The organism is Pseudooceanicola lipolyticus (genome assembly GCF_002786325.1).
Taxonomy (GTDB): domain Bacteria; phylum Pseudomonadota; class Alphaproteobacteria; order Rhodobacterales; family Rhodobacteraceae; genus Pseudooceanicola_C; species Pseudooceanicola_C lipolyticus.
Map to the genome: position 1 here is coordinate 1 of NZ_PGTB01000007.1, position 22,455 is coordinate 22,455.

The 22,455-nt window shown below is 64.6% G+C and carries 14 protein-coding genes and 1 tRNA gene; 10 read left to right on the plus strand and 5 right to left on the minus strand.

What is annotated here, in order from left to right:
- The coding region (locus tag CVM52_RS04380; RefSeq protein WP_205964879.1) for a D-alanyl-D-alanine carboxypeptidase at window positions 1–902 on the minus strand (902 nt) is incomplete at its 3' end.
- A gap of 87 nt (window positions 903–989) precedes the next feature.
- Here CVM52_RS04380 and CVM52_RS04385 point away from each other — a divergent pair.
- Complete coding sequence (locus CVM52_RS04385; RefSeq protein WP_100161389.1) at window positions 990–1,817, plus strand: DMT family transporter; 828 nt, start codon at window positions 990–992, stop codon at window positions 1,815–1,817.
- On the opposite strand, the gene CVM52_RS04390 is transcribed toward CVM52_RS04385, so the two are convergent.
- On the minus strand, window positions 1,701–2,408 hold the full coding sequence (locus CVM52_RS04390; protein WP_240620860.1) for a nicotinate-nucleotide adenylyltransferase: 708 nt from the start codon (window positions 2,406–2,408) through the stop codon (window positions 1,701–1,703). The two genes, CVM52_RS04385 and CVM52_RS04390, sit on opposite strands and share 117 nt — an antisense overlap.
- A 163-nt stretch (window positions 2,409–2,571) precedes the next feature.
- Here CVM52_RS04390 and CVM52_RS04395 point away from each other — a divergent pair, with 163 nt between their 5' ends.
- The 4 genes from CVM52_RS04395 to CVM52_RS04410 all read left to right on the plus strand — a co-directional run bounded on the left by CVM52_RS04395 (window position 2,572) and on the right by CVM52_RS04410 (window position 8,039).
- Window positions 2,572–3,345 carry a hypothetical protein gene (locus CVM52_RS04395; protein ID WP_133119782.1) on the plus strand — a complete coding sequence of 258 codons (774 nt, stop codon included), beginning with the start codon at window positions 2,572–2,574 and terminating at the stop codon, window positions 3,343–3,345.
- Window positions 3,346–3,425: 80 nt separating this feature from the next.
- Complete coding sequence (gene ettA, locus CVM52_RS04400; RefSeq protein WP_100161392.1) at window positions 3,426–5,081, plus strand: energy-dependent translational throttle protein EttA; 1,656 nt, start codon at window positions 3,426–3,428, stop codon at window positions 5,079–5,081.
- Between the two features lie 180 nt (window positions 5,082–5,261).
- Window positions 5,262–5,663 carry a DUF4864 domain-containing protein gene (locus CVM52_RS04405; RefSeq protein ID WP_100161393.1) on the plus strand — a complete coding sequence of 134 codons (402 nt, stop codon included), beginning with the start codon at window positions 5,262–5,264 and terminating at the stop codon, window positions 5,661–5,663.
- A gap of 90 nt (window positions 5,664–5,753) precedes the next feature.
- Window positions 5,754–8,039 (plus strand): glycosyl hydrolase family 28-related protein, encoded by a 2,286-nt coding sequence (locus tag CVM52_RS04410; RefSeq protein WP_100161394.1) that lies wholly within the window; start codon window positions 5,754–5,756, stop codon window positions 8,037–8,039.
- A 92-nt stretch (window positions 8,040–8,131) separates the two neighbouring features.
- Here the strand turns inward: CVM52_RS04410 and CVM52_RS04415 are convergent, their stop codons facing one another.
- Window positions 8,132–8,797, minus strand: coding sequence for a hypothetical protein (locus tag CVM52_RS04415; RefSeq protein WP_133119783.1), 666 nt, complete (start codon window positions 8,795–8,797; stop codon window positions 8,132–8,134).
- Between the two features lie 112 nt (window positions 8,798–8,909).
- Between CVM52_RS04415 and parA the strand changes: the two genes are divergently transcribed.
- The 3 genes from parA (at window position 8,910) to CVM52_RS04430 (ending at window position 10,508) form a co-directional block, all read left to right on the plus strand.
- On the plus strand, window positions 8,910–9,554 hold the full coding sequence (parA, locus tag CVM52_RS04420) for a ParA family partition ATPase (RefSeq protein ID WP_276308629.1): 645 nt from the start codon (window positions 8,910–8,912) through the stop codon (window positions 9,552–9,554).
- A gap of 197 nt (window positions 9,555–9,751) precedes the next feature.
- Window positions 9,752–10,072 carry an antibiotic biosynthesis monooxygenase family protein gene (locus CVM52_RS04425; protein WP_100161397.1) on the plus strand — a complete coding sequence of 107 codons (321 nt, stop codon included), beginning with the start codon at window positions 9,752–9,754 and terminating at the stop codon, window positions 10,070–10,072.
- Between the two features lie 28 nt (window positions 10,073–10,100).
- Entirely contained in the window at window positions 10,101–10,508 is a 408-nt protein-coding gene (locus CVM52_RS04430) for a universal stress protein (protein ID WP_100161398.1), read from the plus strand.
- A gap of 12 nt (window positions 10,509–10,520) precedes the next feature.
- Here CVM52_RS04430 and CVM52_RS04435 read toward each other — a convergent pair whose 3' ends face one another.
- The gene (locus CVM52_RS04435) at window positions 10,521–12,341 is read right to left on the minus strand and encodes an ABC transporter transmembrane domain-containing protein (protein ID WP_100161399.1); all 1,821 of its coding nucleotides are present in this window, start codon (window positions 12,339–12,341) and stop codon (window positions 10,521–10,523) included.
- A gap of 138 nt (window positions 12,342–12,479) precedes the next feature.
- A tRNA-Gly gene (locus tag CVM52_RS04440) sits at window positions 12,480–12,553 on the minus strand.
- Between the two features lie 260 nt (window positions 12,554–12,813).
- Here CVM52_RS04440 and CVM52_RS26790 point away from each other — a divergent pair.
- Window positions 12,814–12,972: a hypothetical protein gene (locus tag CVM52_RS26790; RefSeq protein WP_172720904.1), complete on the plus strand. Its 159-nt coding sequence runs from the start codon at window positions 12,814–12,816 to the stop codon at window positions 12,970–12,972.
- Between the two features lie 126 nt (window positions 12,973–13,098).
- Complete coding sequence (locus CVM52_RS04445) at window positions 13,099–22,407, plus strand: cadherin-like domain-containing protein (protein WP_100161400.1); 9,309 nt, start codon at window positions 13,099–13,101, stop codon at window positions 22,405–22,407.
- The last annotated feature ends 48 nt before the right edge of the window (window positions 22,408–22,455 follow it).

Sequence of the window (22,455 nt, forward strand, 5' to 3'; positions counted from 1 at the left end):
GCCACCGCACCGCCGGGCAGCCGGCCGGTCACCTTGGCCGGTTTCAGCACGATGCCGTTCGACCGGGCCAGGGTGCGGAACACGTCGCCGGCATAGTCGGCCGGGCGCCGCACCGGCAGCCAGCGCGCGCCACCATTGCCCAGGGCCTGCGACGCCACCGTCCAGCTGTCGGCGGCGCCGTTATTGGCATAGGTATAGACCGGCGTCTTGCGGTCGACGACGCGCATCCGCGCCATCTGCACCTCGGGGCGGTAACGCTCGGTGCGGGCATCCATGCTGATCGCCCAGCCCGAAGCGGCGCGTTTCCATTCGAAATGGACCCGGTTGTAATTCAGCGCGATGCCGCTGACCGCCGGGCTGTAGCCGACATGGTCGGGCTGGCCGGCATCGATGCTGCGCACAAAGGGCAGGGCGCCGTCATAGACCAGGAAATCGCCGCGCACCTCGTGCAGCCCGGCGGCTTTCAGCTGGGCCGCCAGCGCGGCCAGCGCATCGGTGTCCAGCGTCGGGTCGCCGCCGCCGGCAAGGATCAGGTCGCCGGTGAGGATGCCGTTGCGGACCGCGCCGGCGGCATAGACGCGGGTTTTGAACCGGTGCTCGGACCCCAGGCTTTCCAGCGCGTAAAGCGCGGTCAGCGTCTTGGCGACGCTGGCGGGGGGCAGGGCCAGGCCGCCATTCACCGCCTCCAGCCGCAGGCCGGTTTTGACATCGGCCACCGACCAGGCGACATCGCCGCTGGTGCCGGCCTGGGACAGCATCGACTCGGGCTGCGACACCTGCCGAGCGCCGGTCTGGCGCAGGCGCGGCCGCAGCGAGGTGGCCAGCGGGTCGGCATGCGCCGCCCCGGCGGCCCAGGCCCCGAGACCGGCAAGGATGAAACGGCGCGTGAACTTGACCTGCATGGCCGCACTTAACCGCAGCAAGTGACGTCGGACAAGCGGCGCTTTGCGGCTTTTTGCCGAACTGTGGCCGTGCTAGTGCCTGGCGCCATGTGGCAGGCGATCCTGATCATGTTCATCGCCATGTCGAGCGTGCCGGCAGGCGATCTGTGCGGCAAGCTGCTGACCGGCGCGCAGGGGGCCGACCCGGTCTTCGTGGCCTGGTCGCGCTTTGCCATCGGGGCTGTGCTGACGCTGCCGTTTGGCCTGCGCGGCAGCGCCCGGCTGCTGCGCGACTGGCGCATCTGGCTGCGCGCGGGGCTGATCGCCGCCGGCGTCTTGTCGATCCAGACCGCGCTGCGGACCGAGCCGCTGGCCGATGTCTTCGCCGCCTTCTTCATCGGTCCGATCGTCAGCTATGTGTTGGCGGTGATCTTTCTGCACGAGCCGGTGCAGCCGCGGCGCGCGTTGCTGATGCTGGTCGGGTTCTGCGGCGTGCTGCTGGTGGTGCGGCCCGGTTTCGGCGGGTCGGGCGGGTTGATCTGGGCGGTGATCGCGGGCTGTTTCTATGGCGCCTTCCTGACCGCATCGCGCTGGCTGTCCGGGGCGGGCCATCCCCGACAGATGATCTTTACCCAGCTGGCGCTCAGCGCGGTGATCCTGCTGCTGCCGGGGCTGGCGCATCTGCCGCCGATCACCCCGGCGACCGCGGCGCTGACCTTTGGAAGCGCCGCCTTTTCGGCGGCGGCCAACCTGCTGTTGTTCATCGCCTATGCCAGGGCGGCGGCCACGGTGCTGGCGCCCTTCGTCTATTTCCAGCTGCTATCGGCCACCGCGCTGGGCTGGGCGGTGTTCGGCGATCTGCCCGACCTGCTGACCTGGGCGGGGCTGCTGGTGATCATCGGCGCCGGGCTGGCCTCGGCGCTCGTGCGGCGCTGACCAGCCGCCGCGGGCGCGGATCGCGGTCGAGCTGAGATCGACCATCGGCACATTGACGAAACACCAGGCCGGCGCGGTGGCATGGCCGAGCAGGTGGCTGGCCGCGCCGCTGATCCGGTAGCGCCGGTAGATCCGCGCTGCCGGCGACATCCGCGCCGAGATACGGTCGCCCGGCCGCGCCAGCACGCCCACTGGCACGCTGTCCATGATAAAGCGCCAATCCTGCCAGAGATGCAGTTGGGCCAGGTTGTCGGCCCCCATCAGCCAGACAAAGCGCACGCCGGGATACAGCGCCAGCAGCGCCGCGATGGTATCGGCGGTGGCGCGGGTGCCCAGGTCGGCCTCGATATCGGTGATGGTGACGCGCGGATCCTGCATGATGTCCCGCGCCCGCGCCATCCGGTCGGCCAGCGGCGCCGGGCCGCGCGATTTCAGCGGGTTGCCGGGCGAGACCAGCCACCAGACCCGGTCGAGCCCGAACCGTTTCAGCGCCTCTCGGGTGATATGGGCATGGCCCGGATGGGCCGGGTCGAAAGACCCGCCCAGCAGGCCCACGGCCTGGCCGGGCCGCGCAAATGGCCGGTTGTTCAAGTCTGTCTCCCCAAGGGCAGTTTCTGGTGTTCTGCCGGGACTCGCGCGATTGTCAATCCCGCGCGCCCCTGGCAGGTGCCGGGCCGGCGCTGGCAAAACTGCGGTTTTGACGGCTCGCGCGTTGGCCGGTATCAAGGTCGCGCCCCTGTCCCGGACCGCCGCCATGGACCCAACGCCCGACCCCCGCGCCCTGGAAATCCGCGATGCTGCCTGCGCGGCGATGATCGCCGAACTGTGCGATGCGGCGCCCGACGGCGCCGATCTGGACGCGATCGACACCTTTGTCCGCGGGTTGTTCGCCAGCTTGTTTGCCGCCAGCCAGCAGAAGCGCGAACCGCCCGAGGTGGCGGCGCCGAAAATCGCCCGCATCGTGGCGCGCCGGGCGCGGCAGAAATTCCCGGCGGCGGCACCCACTGCGCCAACCACCGCGCCGTCCGCAGCGCCGCCGCAGCCGGGCGCCACGATTACCGGCAAGACCACCGGCATCGACCGCAAGATCCTGGCCATCCTGACCGAGGTTTCCGGGTTCTACGCCGCCCCCATCGCCATCCTGTCGGGCCAGCGCAGCCGGCGGGCGCAGGCGCTGGCGCTGTATACCAATTGGCAGAGCCACCTGCGCCGCGGCAAGGACAATGCCTGGCTGGCCCGGAAGGAGGCGCTGCGCCTGCAACTGGACGAGCGCAAGCAGGAGAAGGACCGCGACGGGTTCATCGCGCTGCTGGAGGCCAAGGCGGACTGGTCGGCGCTGAGCCGGCACCTGACCGGCGACGAGGTCGACCTGGCGGTGACGACCGATCCGAACATCATCGCCGCGCTGGCGACCTGCCTCAATCACCGCCAGGGCCGCAACTCGGAAGGGGCCCGCTGCCACCATTTCGACAACAGCAAAACCCTGTGGCCGATCCCCAACAGCACCCGTGCCCGCTGGAAGCGGTGAAACCGCCGGCTGACTGATTGCGGTTTGCCCTTGCCTCGACTAGATGAGGGCCGGATCGCGGTCCGGCAAAGGGGAAGATCATGGCAGCCTATCAATACGTCTATCACATGCACGAGGTCTCCAAGACCTATCCGGGCGGCAAGAAATGTTTTGAAAACATCAACCTGAACTTCCTGCCGGGGGTGAAGATCGGGGTGGTCGGCGTCAACGGCGCCGGTAAGTCCACGCTGATGCGCATCATGGCCGGAATCGACACCGATTTCTCGGGCGAGGCGTGGTCGGCCGAGGGCGCCAAGGTGGGCTATCTCCCGCAGGAGCCGCAGCTGGATGAAAGCCTGTCGGTACGTGACAACGTGATGCTGGGCGTGGCGGCGAAAAAGGCCAAGCTGGACCGCTTCAACGAGCTGGCGATGAACTATTCCGACGAGACCGCCGACGAGATGGCGGCGCTGCAGGATCAGATCGATTCCGAGAACCTGTGGGATCTGGACAGCCAGATCGACGTCGCCATGGAGGCGCTGCGCTGCCCGCCGGACGACGCCGATGTAGCGACCCTCTCGGGCGGGGAACGCCGCCGCGTGGCGCTGTGCAAGCTGCTTCTGGAAGCGCCCGACATGCTGCTGTTGGACGAACCGACCAACCACCTGGACGCCGAAACCATCGCCTGGCTGCAGAAACACCTGATCGAGTACAAGGGCACCATCCTGATCGTCACCCATGACCGCTATTTCCTGGATGACATCACCGGCTGGATCCTGGAACTCGACCGTGGCCGCGGCATCCCCTACGAGGGCAATTATTCCGCCTGGCTGGAACAGAAGGCCAAGCGGCTGGAGCAGGAGGCCCGCGAGGACAAGTCGCGCGCCAAGACGCTGGAACGCGAACTGGAATGGATGCGCCAGGGCGCCAAGGCGCGGCAGGCCAAGTCGAAGGCGCGGATCCAAGCCTATAACGAGCTGGCCAGCCAGTCCGAGCGCGAAAAGCTGACCCGCGCCCAGATCGTCATTCCCAGCGGCAAGCGGCTGGGCGGCAAGGTGATCGAGGTTGACGGGCTGAAAAAGGCGATGGGCGACAAGCTGCTGATCGAGGGCCTGTCCTTTGCCCTGCCGCCGGGCGGCATCGTCGGCGTGATCGGCCCCAACGGCGCCGGCAAATCGACCCTGTTCAAGATGCTGACCGGGCAGGAAAGCCCGGATTCCGGCAGCATCGAGGTGGGCGATACCGTGGATCTGGCCTATGTCGACCAGTCGCGCGACGACCTGCAGGCCGGTGATACCGTGTGGGAGGCAATCACCGGCGGCGCCGAGGTGATCGAACTGGGCGATGCCAGCATGAATTCGCGCGCCTATTGCTCGGCCTTCAACTTCCGCGGCGGCGACCAGCAGAAAAAGGTCGGCCTGCTGTCGGGCGGTGAACGCAACCGGGTGCATATGGCGCGGCTGCTGAAATCGGGCGGCAACGTGCTGCTGTTGGACGAACCGACCAACGACCTGGACGTCGAAACCCTGCGCGCGCTGGAAGACGCGCTGGTCGATTTCGCCGGCTGCGCCGTGGTGATCAGCCACGACCGCTTTTTCCTCGACCGCATCTGCACCCATATCCTCGCCTTCGAGGGCGAGGCCCATGTGGAATGGTTCGAGGGCAATTTCGCCGATTACGAGGAAGACAAGAAACGCCGCCTGGGCGCCGACGCGCTGGAGCCCAAGCGGTTGAAATACAAGAAATTCTCGCGCTAGGACGGGGTTTTCCCCATGCCGCGCACCGGCCGGTTCCGACTTGCGCGGGGATGACGGGGGAACGCGCGGGCGGTTCTAACCGGCCGCGCGGCAATGGTGTGGATTCGATCCTGCCCTGATCGATTGATTGATCCGATCCGGCCGGGCGCTATCTCTTCCCGAAACATTCGGGAGGAGATCATGCGCACCCTGTTGATTGCCTGGCTGCTGATACTGGGCCTGGCCGCGCCGGTGGCGGCGCAGAATGCCGAGATCGAAGCGACCATCGGCGCCCAGATGGAGGCGTTCAAGGCCGATGATGTCGACCGCGCCTTCAGCTATGCCAGCCCGACAATCCGCGGCATATTCCGCACGCCGCAAAATTTCGGCGCCATGGTGCGCAACGGTTATCCGATGGTCTGGCGGCCGTCGGACGTGCAGTTCCTGGAGCTGCGCGAGATCGACGGCGCGCTGTGGCAGACGGTGCAGGTGACCGATGCGCAGGGCCGGGTGCATTACCTGGGCTACCAGATGATCGAGACCGAGAGCGGCTGGAAAATCAATGCCGTGACCCCGTTGCAACCGCCCGCGGTCAGCGCCTGATCCGCCCGACCGTCACGGTGGTCTGAGGCGACCTTTACCCTTTTGCCTTAGCGAGATGGCCTGCACAGGCGATCCGGGAAAGGGTTTGAGATGAACAAGGCGATCACCGATGGCGTGCTGCTGATGCCGCCGGCCTTCGAGGCGGGGCTGGACGTCTGGTCCAGCGGCAATGGCACGCCGGGATCCGACACCTATGACGGCGACATGAACGTGGCGCTGGTGCCGGCGGACCAGGATTTTTCCGGCTGCCTGGAACTGCAGAAAACCGACGCTGTGCAGAAGATCCGCTATATGGGGGAAACGCCGCTGCTGCCCGGTTGCTATCTGCAGATCAGGGTGCGGGTGAAGGCGATCAGTGGCAACCTGCCGGGCCTGCGCATCGCCGCCTGGGCCGGCGGCGCCGGTGGCGCGCATGTGGAGGGGGTGGCCGAAACCGGGCCTGCGACCACGCTGACCACCTATGGCGAGGTGGTCGAGATCCGCGCGATTGTCGGCGCCGGCAGGCGCGGCGGGGTGGATATGCCCTGGGGTGCCGCGGCGCTGTACGGGCATTTCGGGCTGGACCTGACCGGGCCGAGCGGCGGCATCGTGCGGATCGACGATATCGTGATCGAGGATGTCACCTCGTATTTCCTGCGTGACATGCTGAGCCTGGTCGATGTGCGCGATTACGGCGCCTATGGCGACGGGATTTTCGACAATACCGCCGCCTTTACCGCCGCCAATACGGCGGCGGCCGGGCGGCGGGTACTGGTGCCGGCAGGCAGCTATTACCTGGATGACAGCGTCACCTTCGACGTGCCGGTGGAGTTCGAGGGCACGGTGATGATGCCCGAGGACAAGATGCTGCTGCTGACCCGCAATTGTGACCTGCCCAGCTATATCGCCGCCTTTGGCAGCGAGGAACTGGCGTTCAGAAAGGCGTTCCAGGCGCTGCTGAACAATGCCGATCACGATTCGCTTGACCTGGGCGGGCGCAAGGTGACGCTCACCGGCCCGGTCGACCTGGCGGCGGCAGTGCCCAACAAGACCAGCTATACCACCCGCCGGGTGATCCGGAACGGGCAGCTGAACGCCAGCGGCGGCGCCTCCTGGGACACCGAGACCGTCACCTCGCAGGCCACCTACAGCGCCGGCAACGACAAGACGCTGAGCAATGTGGTGAATGTCGCCAATATCCCGGTTGGCGCGCTGGTCGAGGGCACCGGGGTGGGCCGCGAGATCTATGTCAAGGAGCGCAATATCGGGGCCGGGGAACTGACGCTGAGCGCGCCGCTGTACGGGGCCGCGGGCGCCCAGACCTATACCTTTCGGGATTTCAAATACATGCTGGATTTTTCCGGCTTCAGCAAGCTCAGCAAGTTCGAGCTGAACGAGGTCGAACTGCAGTGCAACGGGCTGTGCAGCGGCATCCGCATGGCGCCCAGCGGCGTCGCCTTCGCGCTGCACAAGTCGCTGATCACCAAGCCGAAGGATCGCGGGCTGACCTCGATCGGGTCGGGCTGCCAGGGGCTGCTGGTGGACGAGTGCCAGTTCCTGTCGGACGAGGATGCGCTGGACGTCGAAGACCGGGTGTCGATCGCGATCAGCGCCAATGCCAATGACGTCAAGCTGCGGCACAACCGGGCCACCCGGTTCCTGCATTTCGCCATCCTGGGCGGGGCCAATAACATCGTCACCGGCAACCATTTCTTCCAGGGCGATTCGGTGCCCGGCGGCGTGCGCAGCGCCGGGCTGATCCTGGCCGATAATGTCACCTCGTCGACGGTGGCGGGCAATTACATCGACAACTGTTTTGTCGAATGGTGCAACGAACGCGACGCGACGCCGGATTTTTCCACCGGCTTTTCCTTCAGCGCGCTCAGCCTGACCGACAACATCTTTCTCAGCGGCGATGTCAGCAGCCTGTTCAGCTATCTCGTGGTCAAGCCCTTTGGCAGCGGCCATTACCTGAACGGGCTGACGGTGACCGGCAACAAGTTCCGCAGCACCGGCAGCAGCATCGACCGGGTCGAGCGGGTGGATGCCAGTCTTGCCGCGCTGGATCACGGCAAGGCCAAGGACGTGACCTTTGCCGCCAATACCTTTCACCAGGTGGCGGTGCAGGTTGCCAACCCGCTGCGCCTGAGCCTTGGCGCAGCGACGGCGGCGCAGACCTGGACCGCCGATCTGGACGGCGCGCTGCCCTTCGGCGGGCAGACCCGCGCGGTGGAATCGGTGGTGGCGCTGGGCGCGCTGGAAACCGGCAGCGGCGCGGGTCATTTCGGCGCCCCGCATGTCCTGACCCAGCAGGGGCCGGGCGCCGACCGCATCGATCTGGTCTGGGGCACGCCGGTCAGCGGCGCGGTGGCGTTGGTGGTGCGGATGGACGCGTGAGGGGGCGCCTGGGGCGGCGCTGCGCACCATCGGCCCGGTCTGTGCCCCCTGTCATCCCCGCGCAATCACCCTGTGCCGCATCTGCCGCCCTGCTAGAACCGCCGCCACAGCCCCAGGATCAGCGCGGTCGACAGTCTGCCGGCGCGCTTGCGTTCGAGCCCGACGGTCCAGGTCACCTGCTCGGGCCCGTCGAAGAGAAGGTGGGCAGAAGCCGACCAGCCGAGCCGCTGGCCGGGGGTATGGCTGCTGCCCAGCTTGATCATCGGGCGCAGCCTGGCGCCGCCCGACTGGCCCAGCGTCAGGTCAATCTTGTACTCCGGATCCGGTAGCCCCCGGCGCCGTTCCAGCGCGGTTTCCAGGTTCAGCCAGCTGGTGCCGCCCGGCCAGGTCAGGCCGCGGCCATAGGCCAGGGCCAGCCGCTGCATCGGGCGCCACTGGCCCTGGCGGTGATGCGCGCCGAGGCCCAGTTCGACGCTCAGCCGCGCTGGCCCGTCACGCCGCCCCAGCGGGAGGCGCAGGAAGGCCAGCGCATGGCCCGAATCGCCGCCGGTATCGTTATAGGCCAGCCCGGCGGTCAGCCGCGGACCGAGACCGTGTTCGGCGTAAAGATCGGTTTCCAGATACTCTGCCGAGCCGGCCTGACGCAGGCTGCCGGTGAGCGAGAGAAAGCTTTCGCCTTCGCCGCGGAGCCAAGCGCCGGCCAAGGCGGGCAGGGGCGTAAACAGGCAGATCAGCAAGAGTGCAAGGGCAGGGCGCATCGACATCCTCCGCGCCCCAGATTGCGGATCTGTGGTTAAGGCTTGGTTACCAAATCGCCGCGGGATTAGGACTTTCTGCAGGGTCACAGTGCTGTTATGTTGCAGTGCAGCAGTGCTGGGGGACAGATTGGGTCAGATCATCACCATCGCGCAGCAAAAGGGCGGCGCCGGGAAGACAACGCTTGCGGTCAACCTGGCTGTCGGTTTCGCGCAGGCCGGGAAATCGGTGGCGCTAATGGACACCGATCCGCAGGGCAGCGCCGGGCGCTGGTTCATGACCCGCGCCGAAGAGCGCGCCGATCCCGGTCTGGAGTTTTCCACTGCCTCGGCCTGGGGCGTGCCCTATGAATGCCGCAAGCTGGCCGACCGCCACGACATCGTCATTATCGACACGCCGCCCAAGGCAGACAGCGATCTGCGCCCGGCGCTGCGTGCCGCCGACCTGGTGTTGATCCCGGTGGCCACCAGCCATTTGGACCTGTGGGCGGTCGAGGTGGTGCTGTACCTGGCCGCGCGCGAGGGCAAGCCCTCGATGATGGTGATGACCCGCGCCCGCAAGGGCACCCGGCTGGGCGCCGACGTGGCCGCCAAGGCAGCCGAGATGGAGGCCGATATCGCCGCGGCGGCGATGGCCAACCGCATCGTCTATGCCGAGACGCTGGGCCAGGGCAAGGCGGCGCTGGAGGCGCCGAAAGGCCCCGCCCATGCCGAGTTGCAGGCGCTGGTCGAAGAGATCGGCGCGGCGCTGAACCGCTAGCACCGCCATTTCCGAGAGGGAAATTTCCCGACGAAAATTGCCAGGAATGTTCCAAGATTCTTGCCCCGGCGCGTGGCAATCCGGCCGCCTTATCACCGGCTTGCGTTGACTTCGCCCGCCGCGGGCCTAGCATGGATCAGGCTCGGGCATGGCCAACATCGTCGCCGGCCCGGACCAACCGGCAGAGGGAGGAGCCGATGCTGACCATAAGGGACGACGCGGCGCTGCAGACCGTGATCACCACTTTCGAGATGACCCCCGGCACCTGCCAGGATCTGCTGGATGCGCTGGAATCGGCCTATGACGAATTCATCTCGAAACAGCCCGGCTTCATCGCCGCCGGGCTGCATGTGAACGATGCCCAGACCCGGATCGCCAATTATTCGCAATGGCAGCGGCGCGAGGATTTCCAGGCGATGTTGCGCAGCGAGGAGATGCGCGCGCGCAACCGCAAGATCCACACCCTGTGCCGCAGTTTCGAGCCGGTGATGTACGAGGTGGCCAAAAGCTTCGGCTAAGCCGCTTCGCGCCGGAAGGAGGACGTAGATGTATCACAATATCCTGGTGCCGATCGCCTTCGAGGCCGATCACGACACCACCGCGCCGATCAAGCTGGCGCGGCTGCTGGCAACCCCCGAGGCGCGGATCACGCTGATGCATGTGATCGAGCATATCCCGGCCTATGCCATTTCCTACATGCCGGCGGATTACACCGCCGCGGCGCGGCAGGCGGTCGAGTCGCAGCTGAAATCCATGGCGGCAGAGCTGCCCAATTGCACCGCCGAGGTGATCGAAGGGCATTCCGGCGGCAGCATCGTCGACTGGGCCGAGGAACATGGCTGCGACCTGATCATCCTCGATTCGCACCGGCCGGGCATGCAGGACGTGATCCTGGGGTCGACCGCCACCCATGTGGTGCGCCACGCGCAATGCGCGGTGCATGTGGTGCGCTGAGGCGCGGCGCGCCTATTCCGCCGCGATGCCGTCGGTGAATTGCAGCCGCGCCAGCCGGGCATACAGCCCGCCCTCGGCGACCAGGTCGTCATGGCTGCCGGTGGCGACGATGCGGCCCTGGTCCATCACCACGATGCGGTCGGCCTTTTTCACCGTCGCCAGCCGGTGCGCGACGATCAGGGTGGTGCGGCCCTGGGCCAGCCGGTCGACCGCCTGCTGCACCAGCCGTTCGCTTTCGGCATCCAGCGCGCTGGTCGCCTCGTCCAGCAGCAGCACCGGCGCGTCGCGCAGGATGGCACGGGCGATGGCGATGCGCTGTTTCTGCCCGCCCGACAGCATCACGCCGCGTTCGCCCAGCGGGCTGTCATAGCCCTGCGGCAGCGCGCTGATGAAGTCATGCGCGGCGGCGGCCCGGGCGGCGGCCTCGACCTCGGCGTCGCTGGCGCCGGGGCGGCCAAAGCGGATATTGTCGCGGGCGCTGGAGGCGAAGATCACCGGGTCCTGCGGCACCATGGCCAGGTATTGCCGGAAGTCACTCCGCGCCAGCTGGTCCAGCGCCACGCCGTCCAGCAGCACCGTGCCGCTGGAGGGGTCGTAAAAGCGCTGGATCAGCTGGATGATGGTGGTCTTGCCGGCGCCCGAGGGGCCGACAAAGGCGACGGTTTCGCCCGGCGCGATCCGCAGCGAGACATTGTCCAGCGCCGCGGAGTCGGGCCGCGCCGGATAGGTGAAACTGACCGCATCGAAGGTGATCGCGCCGCGCACCGGCTGCGCCAGCGCCTGCGGCGCCGCCGGATCCTGCACCTTGTCGGTGGCGTTCAGCAATTCGACCAGCCGCTCGGTGGCGCCGGCGGCGCGCTGCAATTCGCCCCAGATCTCGGACAGCGCCGCCACCGAGCCGGCCATGATCACCGAATAGATCACGAATTGCACCAGCATGCCTTCGGTCATCGACCCGGTGCGCACGTCGCGGGCGCCGATCCACAGCACCCCGACCACGCCGGAAAACACCAGGAAGATTACGATCACAGTCAGCAGCGCCCGGGTGTGGATGCGCCGCAGCGATACGTCATAGGCGGTTTCGGTCATCTCGGCAAAGCGGCGGCGGCTGTGCTCCTCATGGGTGAAGGCCTGCACCGTCTGCACCGCGCCCAGGGTTTCCGAGGCATTGCCCGAGGACGCGGCGATCCAGTCCTGGTTTTCGCGGCTGATCCGGCGCAGCCGCCGCCCCAGCACCAGGATCGGCACCAGCACCGCCGGCACCAGCAGCAGCACCAGCCCGGTCAGCTTGGCCGAGGTGGCCAGCATCAGCACCAGCCCGCCGCAGAACAGCAGCAGGTTGCGCAGCGCGATCGAGGCGGACGAGCCCAGCACCGACTGGATCAGCGTGGTATCGGTGGTGATCCGGCTGAGCACCTCGCCGGTCATGATGGTTTCGAAAAACGCCGGGCTCATGCCAGTGACGCGGTCAAACACCGCCCTGCGGATATCGGCGACCACCCGTTCGCCCAGCCGGGTCACCAGCGCATAGCGCAGCCCGGTGCCCAGGGCGAGCAGCCCGGCAATGCCGAGGGCGGCGAGGAAATACTGATCGAGCAGCTGGCCGTCCTGGCCGCGGAAATTGTCCACCACCCGGCGCACCGCCAGCGGCAGCATCAGCGAAACCGCGGCGGTAAAGATCAGGGCGAGGCAGGCGGCGGCCAGCAGGCGGCGATAGGGGCGCAGGAAGGGCCACAGCGCCTCGAGCCCGGAAATATTGCGCGATGCGGCGCGCTCCTCTTCCGCGCCGGGCGCGGGAGGCGGCGGGGTGCTGCCAGATCGGGTGCGGGCCATGCCTGTCCTTCTTGCTGCGCAGGTGCCGGCCGCGGCCGGTATCTGGCCCCGTGTCATGGCCGGGCGCGGCGCCGCGGTCAACCGCAAATGGGGTGTGCAGCGTGCGGCGATTTGGGCAGGATCCGAAGGGCGAAGGATTGGAGCGGGCGGCGGGAATCGAACCCGCGTCATTAGCTTGGAAGGCTAAGGTCTTACCACTACACAACGCCCGCGTATCAACAGTGTCATGGCCTATTTCAAGAGGCGGTGAAGGTCAAGAGGAGCCGGCCGATTCTGCGCGGATAGTCCGTCTCGTCGGACCGCACATGCTCGATACGGACACTGCGGCAGGAACCTGACCGAAGAGGTCGCTGTCGCGCGCCATCCCCGCTTTTGGTCATTTTTTGGGAGTCCTCGGATCAAGATTCTTGAATGGATGTTGAGAACTTTTCAGCCCCCGGGAACAATCCAATCCGTTGACGTAGAACTGTCATTGTCGCAGCTGGCGCATCGTGTCGGATTGGCCTTCAATTCGACGGCACTGTCTCAAGGCAACGATGTCAATTTTCAGCCAGTTTTCATGGAAAATATTGCAAATGCGGCTGCGGTCGATCGCGCCATGATTGTGTTTAGGGTGCTTGAATCTGCTTGACGCATAGATGCTCATTCCTGAATTTGGCCAAAATTGGGCGTTTCGTGGTTATTTATTGACCGTTTTTTGAAGCAGCGTTGAGTTTTTGGTCACCTTGTGTGCCCTGTGAATTGTTGGAGAATTGATTTGACCGATTTCTACGAACGGCTGGGTGAAGAGTTTCTGGTCAATTCCGAGACAGAGGGGAGTCAATTTGAGCCCGCAATCGCCGCGCTTTCGAACGGCGATTTCGTGGTGACGTGGCGAACAAACGACTCCCTCCAGGACGGCAGCTCTTCAGCCATAAAGGCACAAATCTTTGACGCCGCCGGAACTGCGCAAGGCAGCGAGTTTCTGGTCAATTCCGAAACGCTGTACTATCAGTACGCCCCCGCGATCACCGCGCTGTCGGGCGGCGGCTTCGTGGTGACGTGGCGCACACACGATACTGCCCAGGACGGCAGCGGGACTGCCATCAAGGCGCAGCTGTTCGATGCCTCCGGCGCCGCCCAGGGCAGCGAGTTCCTGGTCAATTCGGAAACTCTGAACAATCAATACGATCCGGCGATCACCGCGCTGTCGGACGGCGGCTTCGTGGTGACGTGGCGCACACACGATACTGCCCAGGACGGCAGCGGGACTGCCATCAAGGCGCAGCTGTTCGATGCCTCCGGCGCCACCCAGGGCAGCGAGTTCCTGGTCAACACCCAAACAGCGGATTTTCAACACGATCCAGTGATCACCGCGCTGTCGGGCGGCGGCTTCGTGGTGACGTGGCGCACACACGATACTGCCCAGGACGGAAACGGTTATGCCATCAAGGCGCAGGTCTTTGATGCCTCCGGCGCCGCCCAGGGCAGCGAATTGCTGGTCAATTCCGAAACCGCAGACAGTCAGTTCACCCCCGCGATCACCGCGCTGTCGGACGGCGGCTTCGTGGTGGCGTGGTACACGCAGGACCCTGCCCAGGACGGTAGTGGGTCTGCCATCAAGGCGCAGATCTTCGATGCCTCCGGCACCGCGCAAGGCAGCGAATTCCTGGTCAATTCCGAGACGGTGGATTATCAATACATTCCCGCGATCACCGCGCTCGCGACCGGAGGCTTCGTGGTGACGTGGCATACGAATGACTCCACCCAAGACGGCAGCAGGACTGCCATCAAGGCGCAGGTGTTCGATGCCTCCGGCGCCGCCCAGGGCAGCGAATTTCTGGTCAATTCCGAGACGGCGAATTCTCAGGAAGCTCCCGCGATCACCGCGCTGTCGGACGGTGGCTTCGTGGTGACGTGGTACACGGATGATGTGACGCAAGACGGCAACGGCACGGCCATCAAGGCGCAGGTGTTTCAGCCCTATTCCGGCGCACCGATGGATGTCGAACTTTCGACGAGCGAGGTTAGCGAAACCGCAATCGGCAACCTGGCGGTGGCAACCCTGACGGCTACCGGCGCTGTAAATGGCGCGCACAGCTACGAGATTATCTCGGACCCGAGCGGTGCCTTTGTCATCGACGGCAACAAGCTGGTCATCGGAAATGCCGCTGCGCTTGACTATGAGACCATGCCGACGGTTTCGGTGGTCGTGCGCGTCACCGGGCCGGAAGGCAATACGCTGGACAAGACCTTTGACCTGACCGTGACCGACAGCAGCCTCGAAGACCGGTATGAGGCGGGCAATGAATTCCTGGTCAACACCGAGACGGTGAATAATCAATATGAACCCGCGATAACTGCGCTTTCAAACGGCGGTTTCGTGGCGACGTGGTCCACGCAGGATTCAGCCCAGGACGGTAGCTCGTCTGCCATCAAGGCGCAGGTTTTCGACGCTTCCGGTACCGCCCAAGGCAATGAATTCCTGGTCAACACCGAGACGGTGAATAATCAATATCACCCCGCGATCACCGCGCTGTCGAGCGGCGGCTTCGTGGTGACCTGGACCACGCAGGACTCCACCCAGGACGGCAGCGGGACCGCCATCAAGGCGCAGCTGTTCGACGCCTCCGGCACCGCCCAAGGCGGCGAGTTCCTGGTAAACTCCGAGACGTTGAGTTTTCAGGACTTCTCCGCGAGCACCGCGCTGTTGGGCGGTGGCTTCGTGGTGGCGTGGGTCTCGGGTGACACGACGCAGGATGGTAGTGGGTATGCCATCAAGGCGCAGATGTTCGATGCCTCCGGCACCGCCCAGGGCAGCGAATTCCTGGTCAATTCCGAGACGGTGGATTCTCAGTACGAACCCGCGATCACCGCGCTCTCAAACGGCGGTTTCGTGGTGACATGGTGGACCGCGGACACTACCCAGGACGGCAGCGGGTATGCCATCAAGGCGCAGGTCTTCGACGCCACCGGCGCTGCCCAGGGAACTGAATTCCTGGTCAATTCCGAAACCGTGAGCCACCAGTCCGTGCCCGCCATTACCGCCCTGAAGGGCGGCGGTTTCGTGGTGACGTGGTATACGCAAAACGCGAGTCAGGACGGTAGCGGGTCTGCCATCAAGGCGCAGGTTTTCGATGCTTCCGGCACCGCCCAGGGCAGCGAATTCCTGGTCAATTCCGAGACATGGGATGATCAGAATCAGCCCGCGATCACCGCGCTGACAAACGGCGGCTTCGTGGTGACATGGACCACGCGGGACACAACCCAGGACGGAAACGGGTATGCCATCAAGGCGCAGGCGTTCGATGCCTCCGGCGCCGCCCAGGGCAGCGAATTCCTGGTCAATTCCGAGACGGTGCTTCATCAGGATTCCCCCGCGATCACCGCACTGCCAGATGGAGGCTTTGTGGTGACCTGGTACACCAGCGACACTACCCAGGACGGCAGCGGGGCCGCTATCAAGGCGCGGGTGTTTTCCGCGGTGGATCTGAACGACGCCCCCGTGGCGCAGGATGACAGCTTCTCGCTCTCCGAGGATGGCGCGCTGACCGGCGAGAGCGTTCTGGCCGATAACGGCAACGGAGCGGACATCGATATCGATGGCGATACGCTCTCCGTCTCGCTGGTCTCGGACGTCAGCAACGGCTCCCTGACGCTGAACCTCGACGGCAGCTTCGACTACACGCCGGATGCGGACTTCGCGGGCAGCGACAGCTTCACCTACGCGGTGGACGACGGCAATGGCGGCACCGACCAGGCCACGGTGACACTGGACGTCGATGCGGTGAACGATGATCCCTCGGCCGCGTCCGACATCGGTCGGACCGACGAGGATACGCCGGTCACCGTTGCGGTTCTGGACAACGATACCGACATTGACGGCGACACACTGACGGTGACGTCCTCCTCCGGCAGCGTCGAGGGGGGCACCACGCAGGTCAACCCGGACGGGACGATCACCTACACGCCGCCCGCAGATTTTGTCGGTGAAGACAGCTTTACCTACGAGGTTTCCGATGGCGCTTCGGGGACCGCGACTGGCACGGTGACGGTGACCGTCGGCACCGATCTGTATGAACGGCTCGGACCCGAGACGCTGGTGAATACCGCTGCATATTCCTTTCAGTTCTCTCCCTCGGTGACAGGCCTCGCGGGCGGCGGCTATGTCGTGACCTGGGAAAGCTACGACAGCGCGACGTCCAGCCCGTTCGAGATCAGGGCCCAGCTCTACGATGCGGATGGCCAGGCCATCGGCGGTGAATTTCAGGTCAACTCCGACACCGCTTATAGCCAGCGCAGAGCGGTTGTCACGGCACTGGATGACGGTGGATTCGCAGTCGCTTGGAAAACGCAAGACACCAGCCAAGACGGTGACCGCGACGCGATTAAAGCCCAGGTCTTCGATGCCAACGGTACGATGCGCGGCGGTGAGTTCCTGGTCAACACCGATGGCGGAGGCCAGCAGGAGTTCCCAACGATCTCATCTCTGTCAGATGGTGGGTTCGTGGTCGGATGGGTCAGCAATAACAATGGCGCCACGACTGTCGGCAACGACGTCCGTGCGCAACGCTTCGACGCCAACGGCACGAAGGTCGGGGGCGAGATATCGGTCAACCAGACCACCAGCGGCTCTCAGGATCAGGCATCAGTCGCTGGTCTGGAAGGCGGCGGGTTCGCCGCGGTTTGGCGGTCGGAAACCAGCATCAATGCCGCTGTCTACGACGCCAGTGGAGTTCTCGTCGGAAGTGAGTTCACGGTCAATATCTCGACGACTTCCGGCCGGGGCGAACCGGTGATCACGGCGTTGCAAGATGGCGGTTTCGCTGTTGCCTGGACCGATCAGGACTACACACGGGACGGAAGCACATATGCTATCATCGCCCGGCTCTATGATGCGGATGGCACACCGCGCGACGATGATTTCGTCGTCAATACGGAAGTGGAGTCGGTCCAGAACAGCCCGGCAATCAGCGTGCTTCCCGATGGCGGTTTCGTCGTATCCTGGAAAACGAGTGACAGTTCGCAGGACGGCAGCAGCGACGCCATCAAAGCACAGGTGTTTGACCAGAACGGCAATCCTGTGGGCACCGAGTTCCTGGTGAACAGCGAAACGGAAAGCTCACAGAACTTTCCAGCGATTACATCCTTGACCAACGGCAATATCGTTGTGGCATGGGGTACCTACGACCCGGCGCAGGATGGTGATGGCCCTGCGATCAAGTCGCAGGTGTTCACGCCCTCCTTCGATACTCCCGAAACGCTTTTCGTCGAGGAACTCGGGCACATTTCCGAACTCGAAGATGGTATGCCCTTTGCTGATCTCGGCAATGATGGCGCCGTCAACACGCAATACACCTACGAAATCGTGTCGGACAGTTCGGGTGCCTTCGGAATCCTGGGTAATCAGCTGGTCCTGGCGGACTTCAAGGCGCTCTATTACGGCGCCTCGCCGGCCTATGACCTCGAGATCCGGGCGACCGACCTGGACGGCAAAACGACCGTTCTGTCCTATAGCGGCGTGCTGTCGGGCGAGGTGTTTGACCTTCTCACTTTCGAGGCCAGCGAACCGACGCCGATCGACCGGGTCGGGGAAGGCGAGCACATCGTCGCCGCGGTCAGTGCCAATGGTGCGGGTGTCGCCTTCACGGGTCTCGAGGGTGAGGGCATCGTCTATGACCCTTCGACCGCCACCGCAGAGAGTGACGTTGTCACCATCACGCTGGAAGATGAATCGGGTGTTCAACGCACGCAGGTACTGAAGATCGACATCCTGCAGAGCGACCGGGTACTGACGCCGGTGGATGGCACGGGTGGGAATGACATGCAGAACTTTCACAGTCTGGATCTGGCCAACTTTGTTGGGACCCTGACCAATCCGTTCTCCGGCATGACCGTTCATCTTGATGATGCATACAGGGTAAACATTGGTGCCTACGACGGTAAAGGTGGAAATGACACGCTGATCAGCTCGTCCCAAAGTGACCTGATCGGTACCCGGTTCGGTCTCGGATCTGTGACAAGTATCGAAACGATTTTCTTGAGCACGGGAAGCGATTTTGCGGACCTTACGGGCGCTGTCGCTTCGATGCATTTGGCTGCATCTTCCGGCGACGACATCGTATGGGCTGGTGGCGGTGCCGATACCATCATCGGTGCTGACGGCAATGATCTTCTTGACGGTGGGCTCGGCGACGATCAACTGATAGGCGGGGCAAACGACGACATCATCGATGGCGGCGCCGATACCGATACGGCCTATTACTCGGGCAACCGCGCGGACTATGCGGTCACCGACAATGGTGATGGTACCATTACGATTGTCGATACCCGGACCGACTCTCCTGATGGCACCGACCTTGTTCGCAATGTCGAATTCTTCGGCTTCGCTGACACGACGGTATCATTTGCCGAACTCCTGAATGCCGCTCCCGTCGCGCAGGACGACGGCTTCAGCCTGGATGAGGATGCCAGCCTCATAGGGCAGAGCGTGCTGGCCGATAATGGCAACGGCGCCGACAGCGATCCCGAGGGCGACACGCTCACCGTTTCCCTGGTGTCCGACGTATCCAACGGGACATTGACGCTGAACCCGGATGGCAGCTTTGACTACACGCCGGATACCGACTTCATCGGCACGGACAGCTTCACCTACGAAATTACCGATGCCTTCGGCGAAACCGACCAGGCGACGGTGACGCTGGACGTGCAAGAAACCTTCGACCTGACGACCTTTGAAGAGAGCCTGCCGACTCCGATCGACCGTGTCGAGGCTGGCGAGCACATCGTCGCCGCGGTCAGCGCCAATGGCGCAGGCGTCACCTTTTCGGGTCTCGATGGCGAGGGCATCGTCTATGACCCCTCGACCGCCACGGCAGAGAGTGACGTGGTTACCATCACGCTGGAAGACGGCGCGGGTGTGCAGCGCACGCAGGTGCTGAAGATCGACATCCTGCAGAGTGACCGTCTGTCATTGTCGGACGAGGCTACAGCAGGTGACGAAGTCGTCAATTTTGAAGGTCCGTCTATCCAACTCGTTGGAACACTGGCCAATCCGTCAACGGGCAGTATCGTTCATCTCGACGGGGTCTATGTCGTCAGCACAGCGGGATACGACGGAGGCGACGGTTTCGATATTCTTTCGGCCGGCAATCAGAGCGATCTGGTAGGTACCCGCTTTGGTCTGGGTTCCCTCGAGAATTTTGAGGTCCTTCAGCTCGGAGCAGGAGCCGATTTTGCCGATCTCACTTTGCTCGCCGAGCCCGCCACAGTCGTTGCGGCACAAAACGACGATGTTGTTTGGGCGGGTAGCGGCGATGACATGATTTTTGGTCAGGGTGGCGACGACGCTCTTGAAGGTGGTGCTGGGAACGACCTGATCTCAGGGGGCCCCGGTAACGACCTGATCAATGGCGGAGCCGACACCGACACGGCTCAGTATTCGGGCAGTCGCTCAGATTACGCCGCCACCGACAATGGCGATGGCACGCTTACGATCATCGATACGCGCACGGATCCCCGGACGGACGGAACCGACCTGGTCAGCAATGTCGAACTGTTTGAGTTTGCCGACGGCACGATCAGCCTTGCCGAACTGCTAAATACCGCTCCCGTAGCGCAGGATGACAGCTTCTCGCTTTCCGAGGATGGCGCGCTGACCGGCGAGAATGTCTTGGCCGACAATGGCAGCGGCGCTGACAGCGATATTGATGGCGACACGCTGTCGGTCAGCCTCGTGAGCGATGTCAGCAACGGCGCGCTGACCCTGAACCCGGACGGGACCTTTGACTACACGCCGGATGCGGATTTCACCGGCAGCGACAGCTTCACCTACGCGGTCGATGACGGCAATGGCGGCACCGACCAGACCACGGTGACGCTGGACGTCGGCGCATTGAATGACGCGCCCGTCGCGCAGGATGACAGCTTCAGCCTCAATGAAGATACCAGCCTCACCGGGCAGAGCGTGCTCACCGACAATGGCAATGGTGCCGACAGCGATATCGATGGCGACACCCTGACGGTCTCGCTGATTTCGGACGTCAGCAACGGCACCCTGACGCTGAACCCGGATGGCAGCTTCGACTACACGCCGGATGCCGATTTCACCGGCAGCGACAGCTTCACCTACGCGGTCGATGACGGCCATGGCGGGACTGACCAGGCCACGGTGACCCTGGACGTCGGCGCGGTGAATGACGCGCCCATGGCGCAGGATGACAGCTTCTCGCTCTCCGAGGATGGCGCGCTGACCGGCGAGAATGTCCTAGCCGACAACGGCAATGGCGCCGACAGCGATATCGATGGCGATACGCTGTCGGTCAGCCTCGTGAGCGACGTCAGCAACGGCTCCCTGACCCTGAACCCGGACGGGACCTTTGACTACACGCCGGATGCGGATTTCACCGGCAGCGACAGCTTCACCTACGCGGTCGATGACGGCAATGGCGGCACCGACCAGGCCACGGTGACGCTCGCGGTCAACGACCGGCCTGAACTGCCCGGCGAGATCGGCCTCGGCGAGACCGAAGCAGAGACCTTGGTCCTGTCCGGGGACTACCAGGTGGAGGCTATCCCCAACCCGGATACCTCCGGTGGCGCGGTGATCAAATCGACCGGGACCGGCTTTGCCACCGGCACCTTCACCGGCGCCGCGGGGGACTACTGGCTGGACGTGGCCTGGTACAACGAGAACGACGGCGTCTCGCAGTTTGCGGCTCTGGTCAACGGGGTGCAGGTGGCTGCCTGGACCGGTGCAGGAGGCACCGCGTCAGGTTCGCGCGAGATCGAGCATATCGCGGTCTCGCTGGAGGCCGGTGACGAGATCACCCTGCGGGGGATCAGGGGCGGGGGTGAACCGGCGCGGATCGATACGTTGATCGTCACGGAGCGGGAGACCGAGCCGGAGCCAACCGGCGCGACCATCGGCCTCGGCCTCACCGAGGCCGAGGCGCTGGACCTGTCGGGCGCCTACCAGGTGGAGGCGAATGCCAGCCCCGATTTCTCGGGCGGAGCGATGATCAAGGCAATCGGAACGGATGCCGGCTTTGCCACCGGCACCTTCACCGGCGCAACCGGGGCCTACTGGTTGGATGTCGCTTGGCTCAATGAGAATGACGGTGTCTCGCAGTTCGCGGTCCTGGTCGATGGGGTCGAAGTGGCGACCTGGACCGGTGCGGGCGGCGCAAGTTCCGGTGCGCTCGAGACCCGGCATATCGAGTTGACGCTCGAGACCGGCGACGAGATCGTCCTGCGCGGGGTCAAGAATGGCGGGGAACATGCGCGGATCGACGCAATCACCATCGGGGCCAGCGACGGCAACAACGCGCCGCAGGCGGTGGATGACAGTTTCGAGACCGAGGCCGGAACATCGCTCACCGTGGCCGCGCCGGGCATTCTCGACAACGACAGCGATCTCGACGGTGATCCGCTGACCATCGCGCTGGTGACGGATGTCAGCAACGGGAGCCTCACGCTGAACGCGGATGGCAGCTTCAGCTACGCGCCCAATGCAGCCTTTGCGGGCACGGACAGCTTCACCTACGAGGTCGATGACGGCAATGGTGGCAGCGACCAGGCCACGGTCATCATCGAGGTGGGGGACCTTCCCGACGGCGCCCTGATCGGGATCGGCGATACCGAGGCCGAGGCGCTCGATCTCTCCGGCGCCTATCAGGTCGAGGCGATCCCCAATCCCGATGCCTCGGGCGGTGCGGTGATCAAGTCGACCGGCACGGGCTTTGCCACTGGCACCTTCATCGGTGCGAGCGGCGACTACCTCCTGGACGTGGCCTGGTACAACGAAAACGACGGCGTGTCGCAATTCGCCGTGCTGGTCGACGGTGTCCAGGTTGCAGGCTGGCAAGGGGCAGGAGGCACCGCCTCGGCCGCACGTGAGATTGAGCAGATCGCGCTGTCGCTCGATTACGGCGATGAAATCACCTTCCGCGGAAGCAAGGATGGTGGTGAGCACGCCCGTATCGACATGTTCACGCTGAGCGAGCAGATAGCCTCGGTATCGTCGGCCGGTGACAGCTTCGTTTTCAACAGCCCGCCCGATCCGGATCTGAATTGGCTGGAGTTCTAGGTGTATGACCCATTTAAGGACTAGGCCGTCCGCCATGACGGCCGCTTC

What these genes read in the sequence shown, in the direction of transcription:
- CVM52_RS04385 (WP_100161389.1), top strand. Translation starts at nt 990, where the DNA reads ATGTGGCAGGCGATCCTGATCATGTTCATCGCCATGTCGAGCGTGCCG.
- CVM52_RS04395 (WP_133119782.1), top strand. Translation starts at nt 2,572, where the DNA reads ATGGACCCAACGCCCGACCCCCGCGCCCTGGAAATCCGCGATGCTGCC.
- ettA (WP_100161392.1), top strand. Translation starts at nt 3,426, where the DNA reads ATGGCAGCCTATCAATACGTCTATCACATGCACGAGGTCTCCAAGACC.
- CVM52_RS04405 (WP_100161393.1), top strand. Translation starts at nt 5,262, where the DNA reads ATGCGCACCCTGTTGATTGCCTGGCTGCTGATACTGGGCCTGGCCGCG.
- CVM52_RS04410 (WP_100161394.1), top strand. Translation starts at nt 5,754, where the DNA reads ATGAACAAGGCGATCACCGATGGCGTGCTGCTGATGCCGCCGGCCTTC.
- CVM52_RS04415 (WP_133119783.1), bottom strand. Translation starts at nt 8,797, where the DNA reads ATGCGCCCTGCCCTTGCACTCTTGCTGATCTGCCTGTTTACGCCCCTG.
- CVM52_RS04425 (WP_100161397.1), top strand. Translation starts at nt 9,752, where the DNA reads ATGCTGACCATAAGGGACGACGCGGCGCTGCAGACCGTGATCACCACT.
- CVM52_RS04430 (WP_100161398.1), top strand. Translation starts at nt 10,101, where the DNA reads ATGTATCACAATATCCTGGTGCCGATCGCCTTCGAGGCCGATCACGAC.
- CVM52_RS04435 (WP_100161399.1), bottom strand. Translation starts at nt 12,341, where the DNA reads ATGGCCCGCACCCGATCTGGCAGCACCCCGCCGCCTCCCGCGCCCGGC.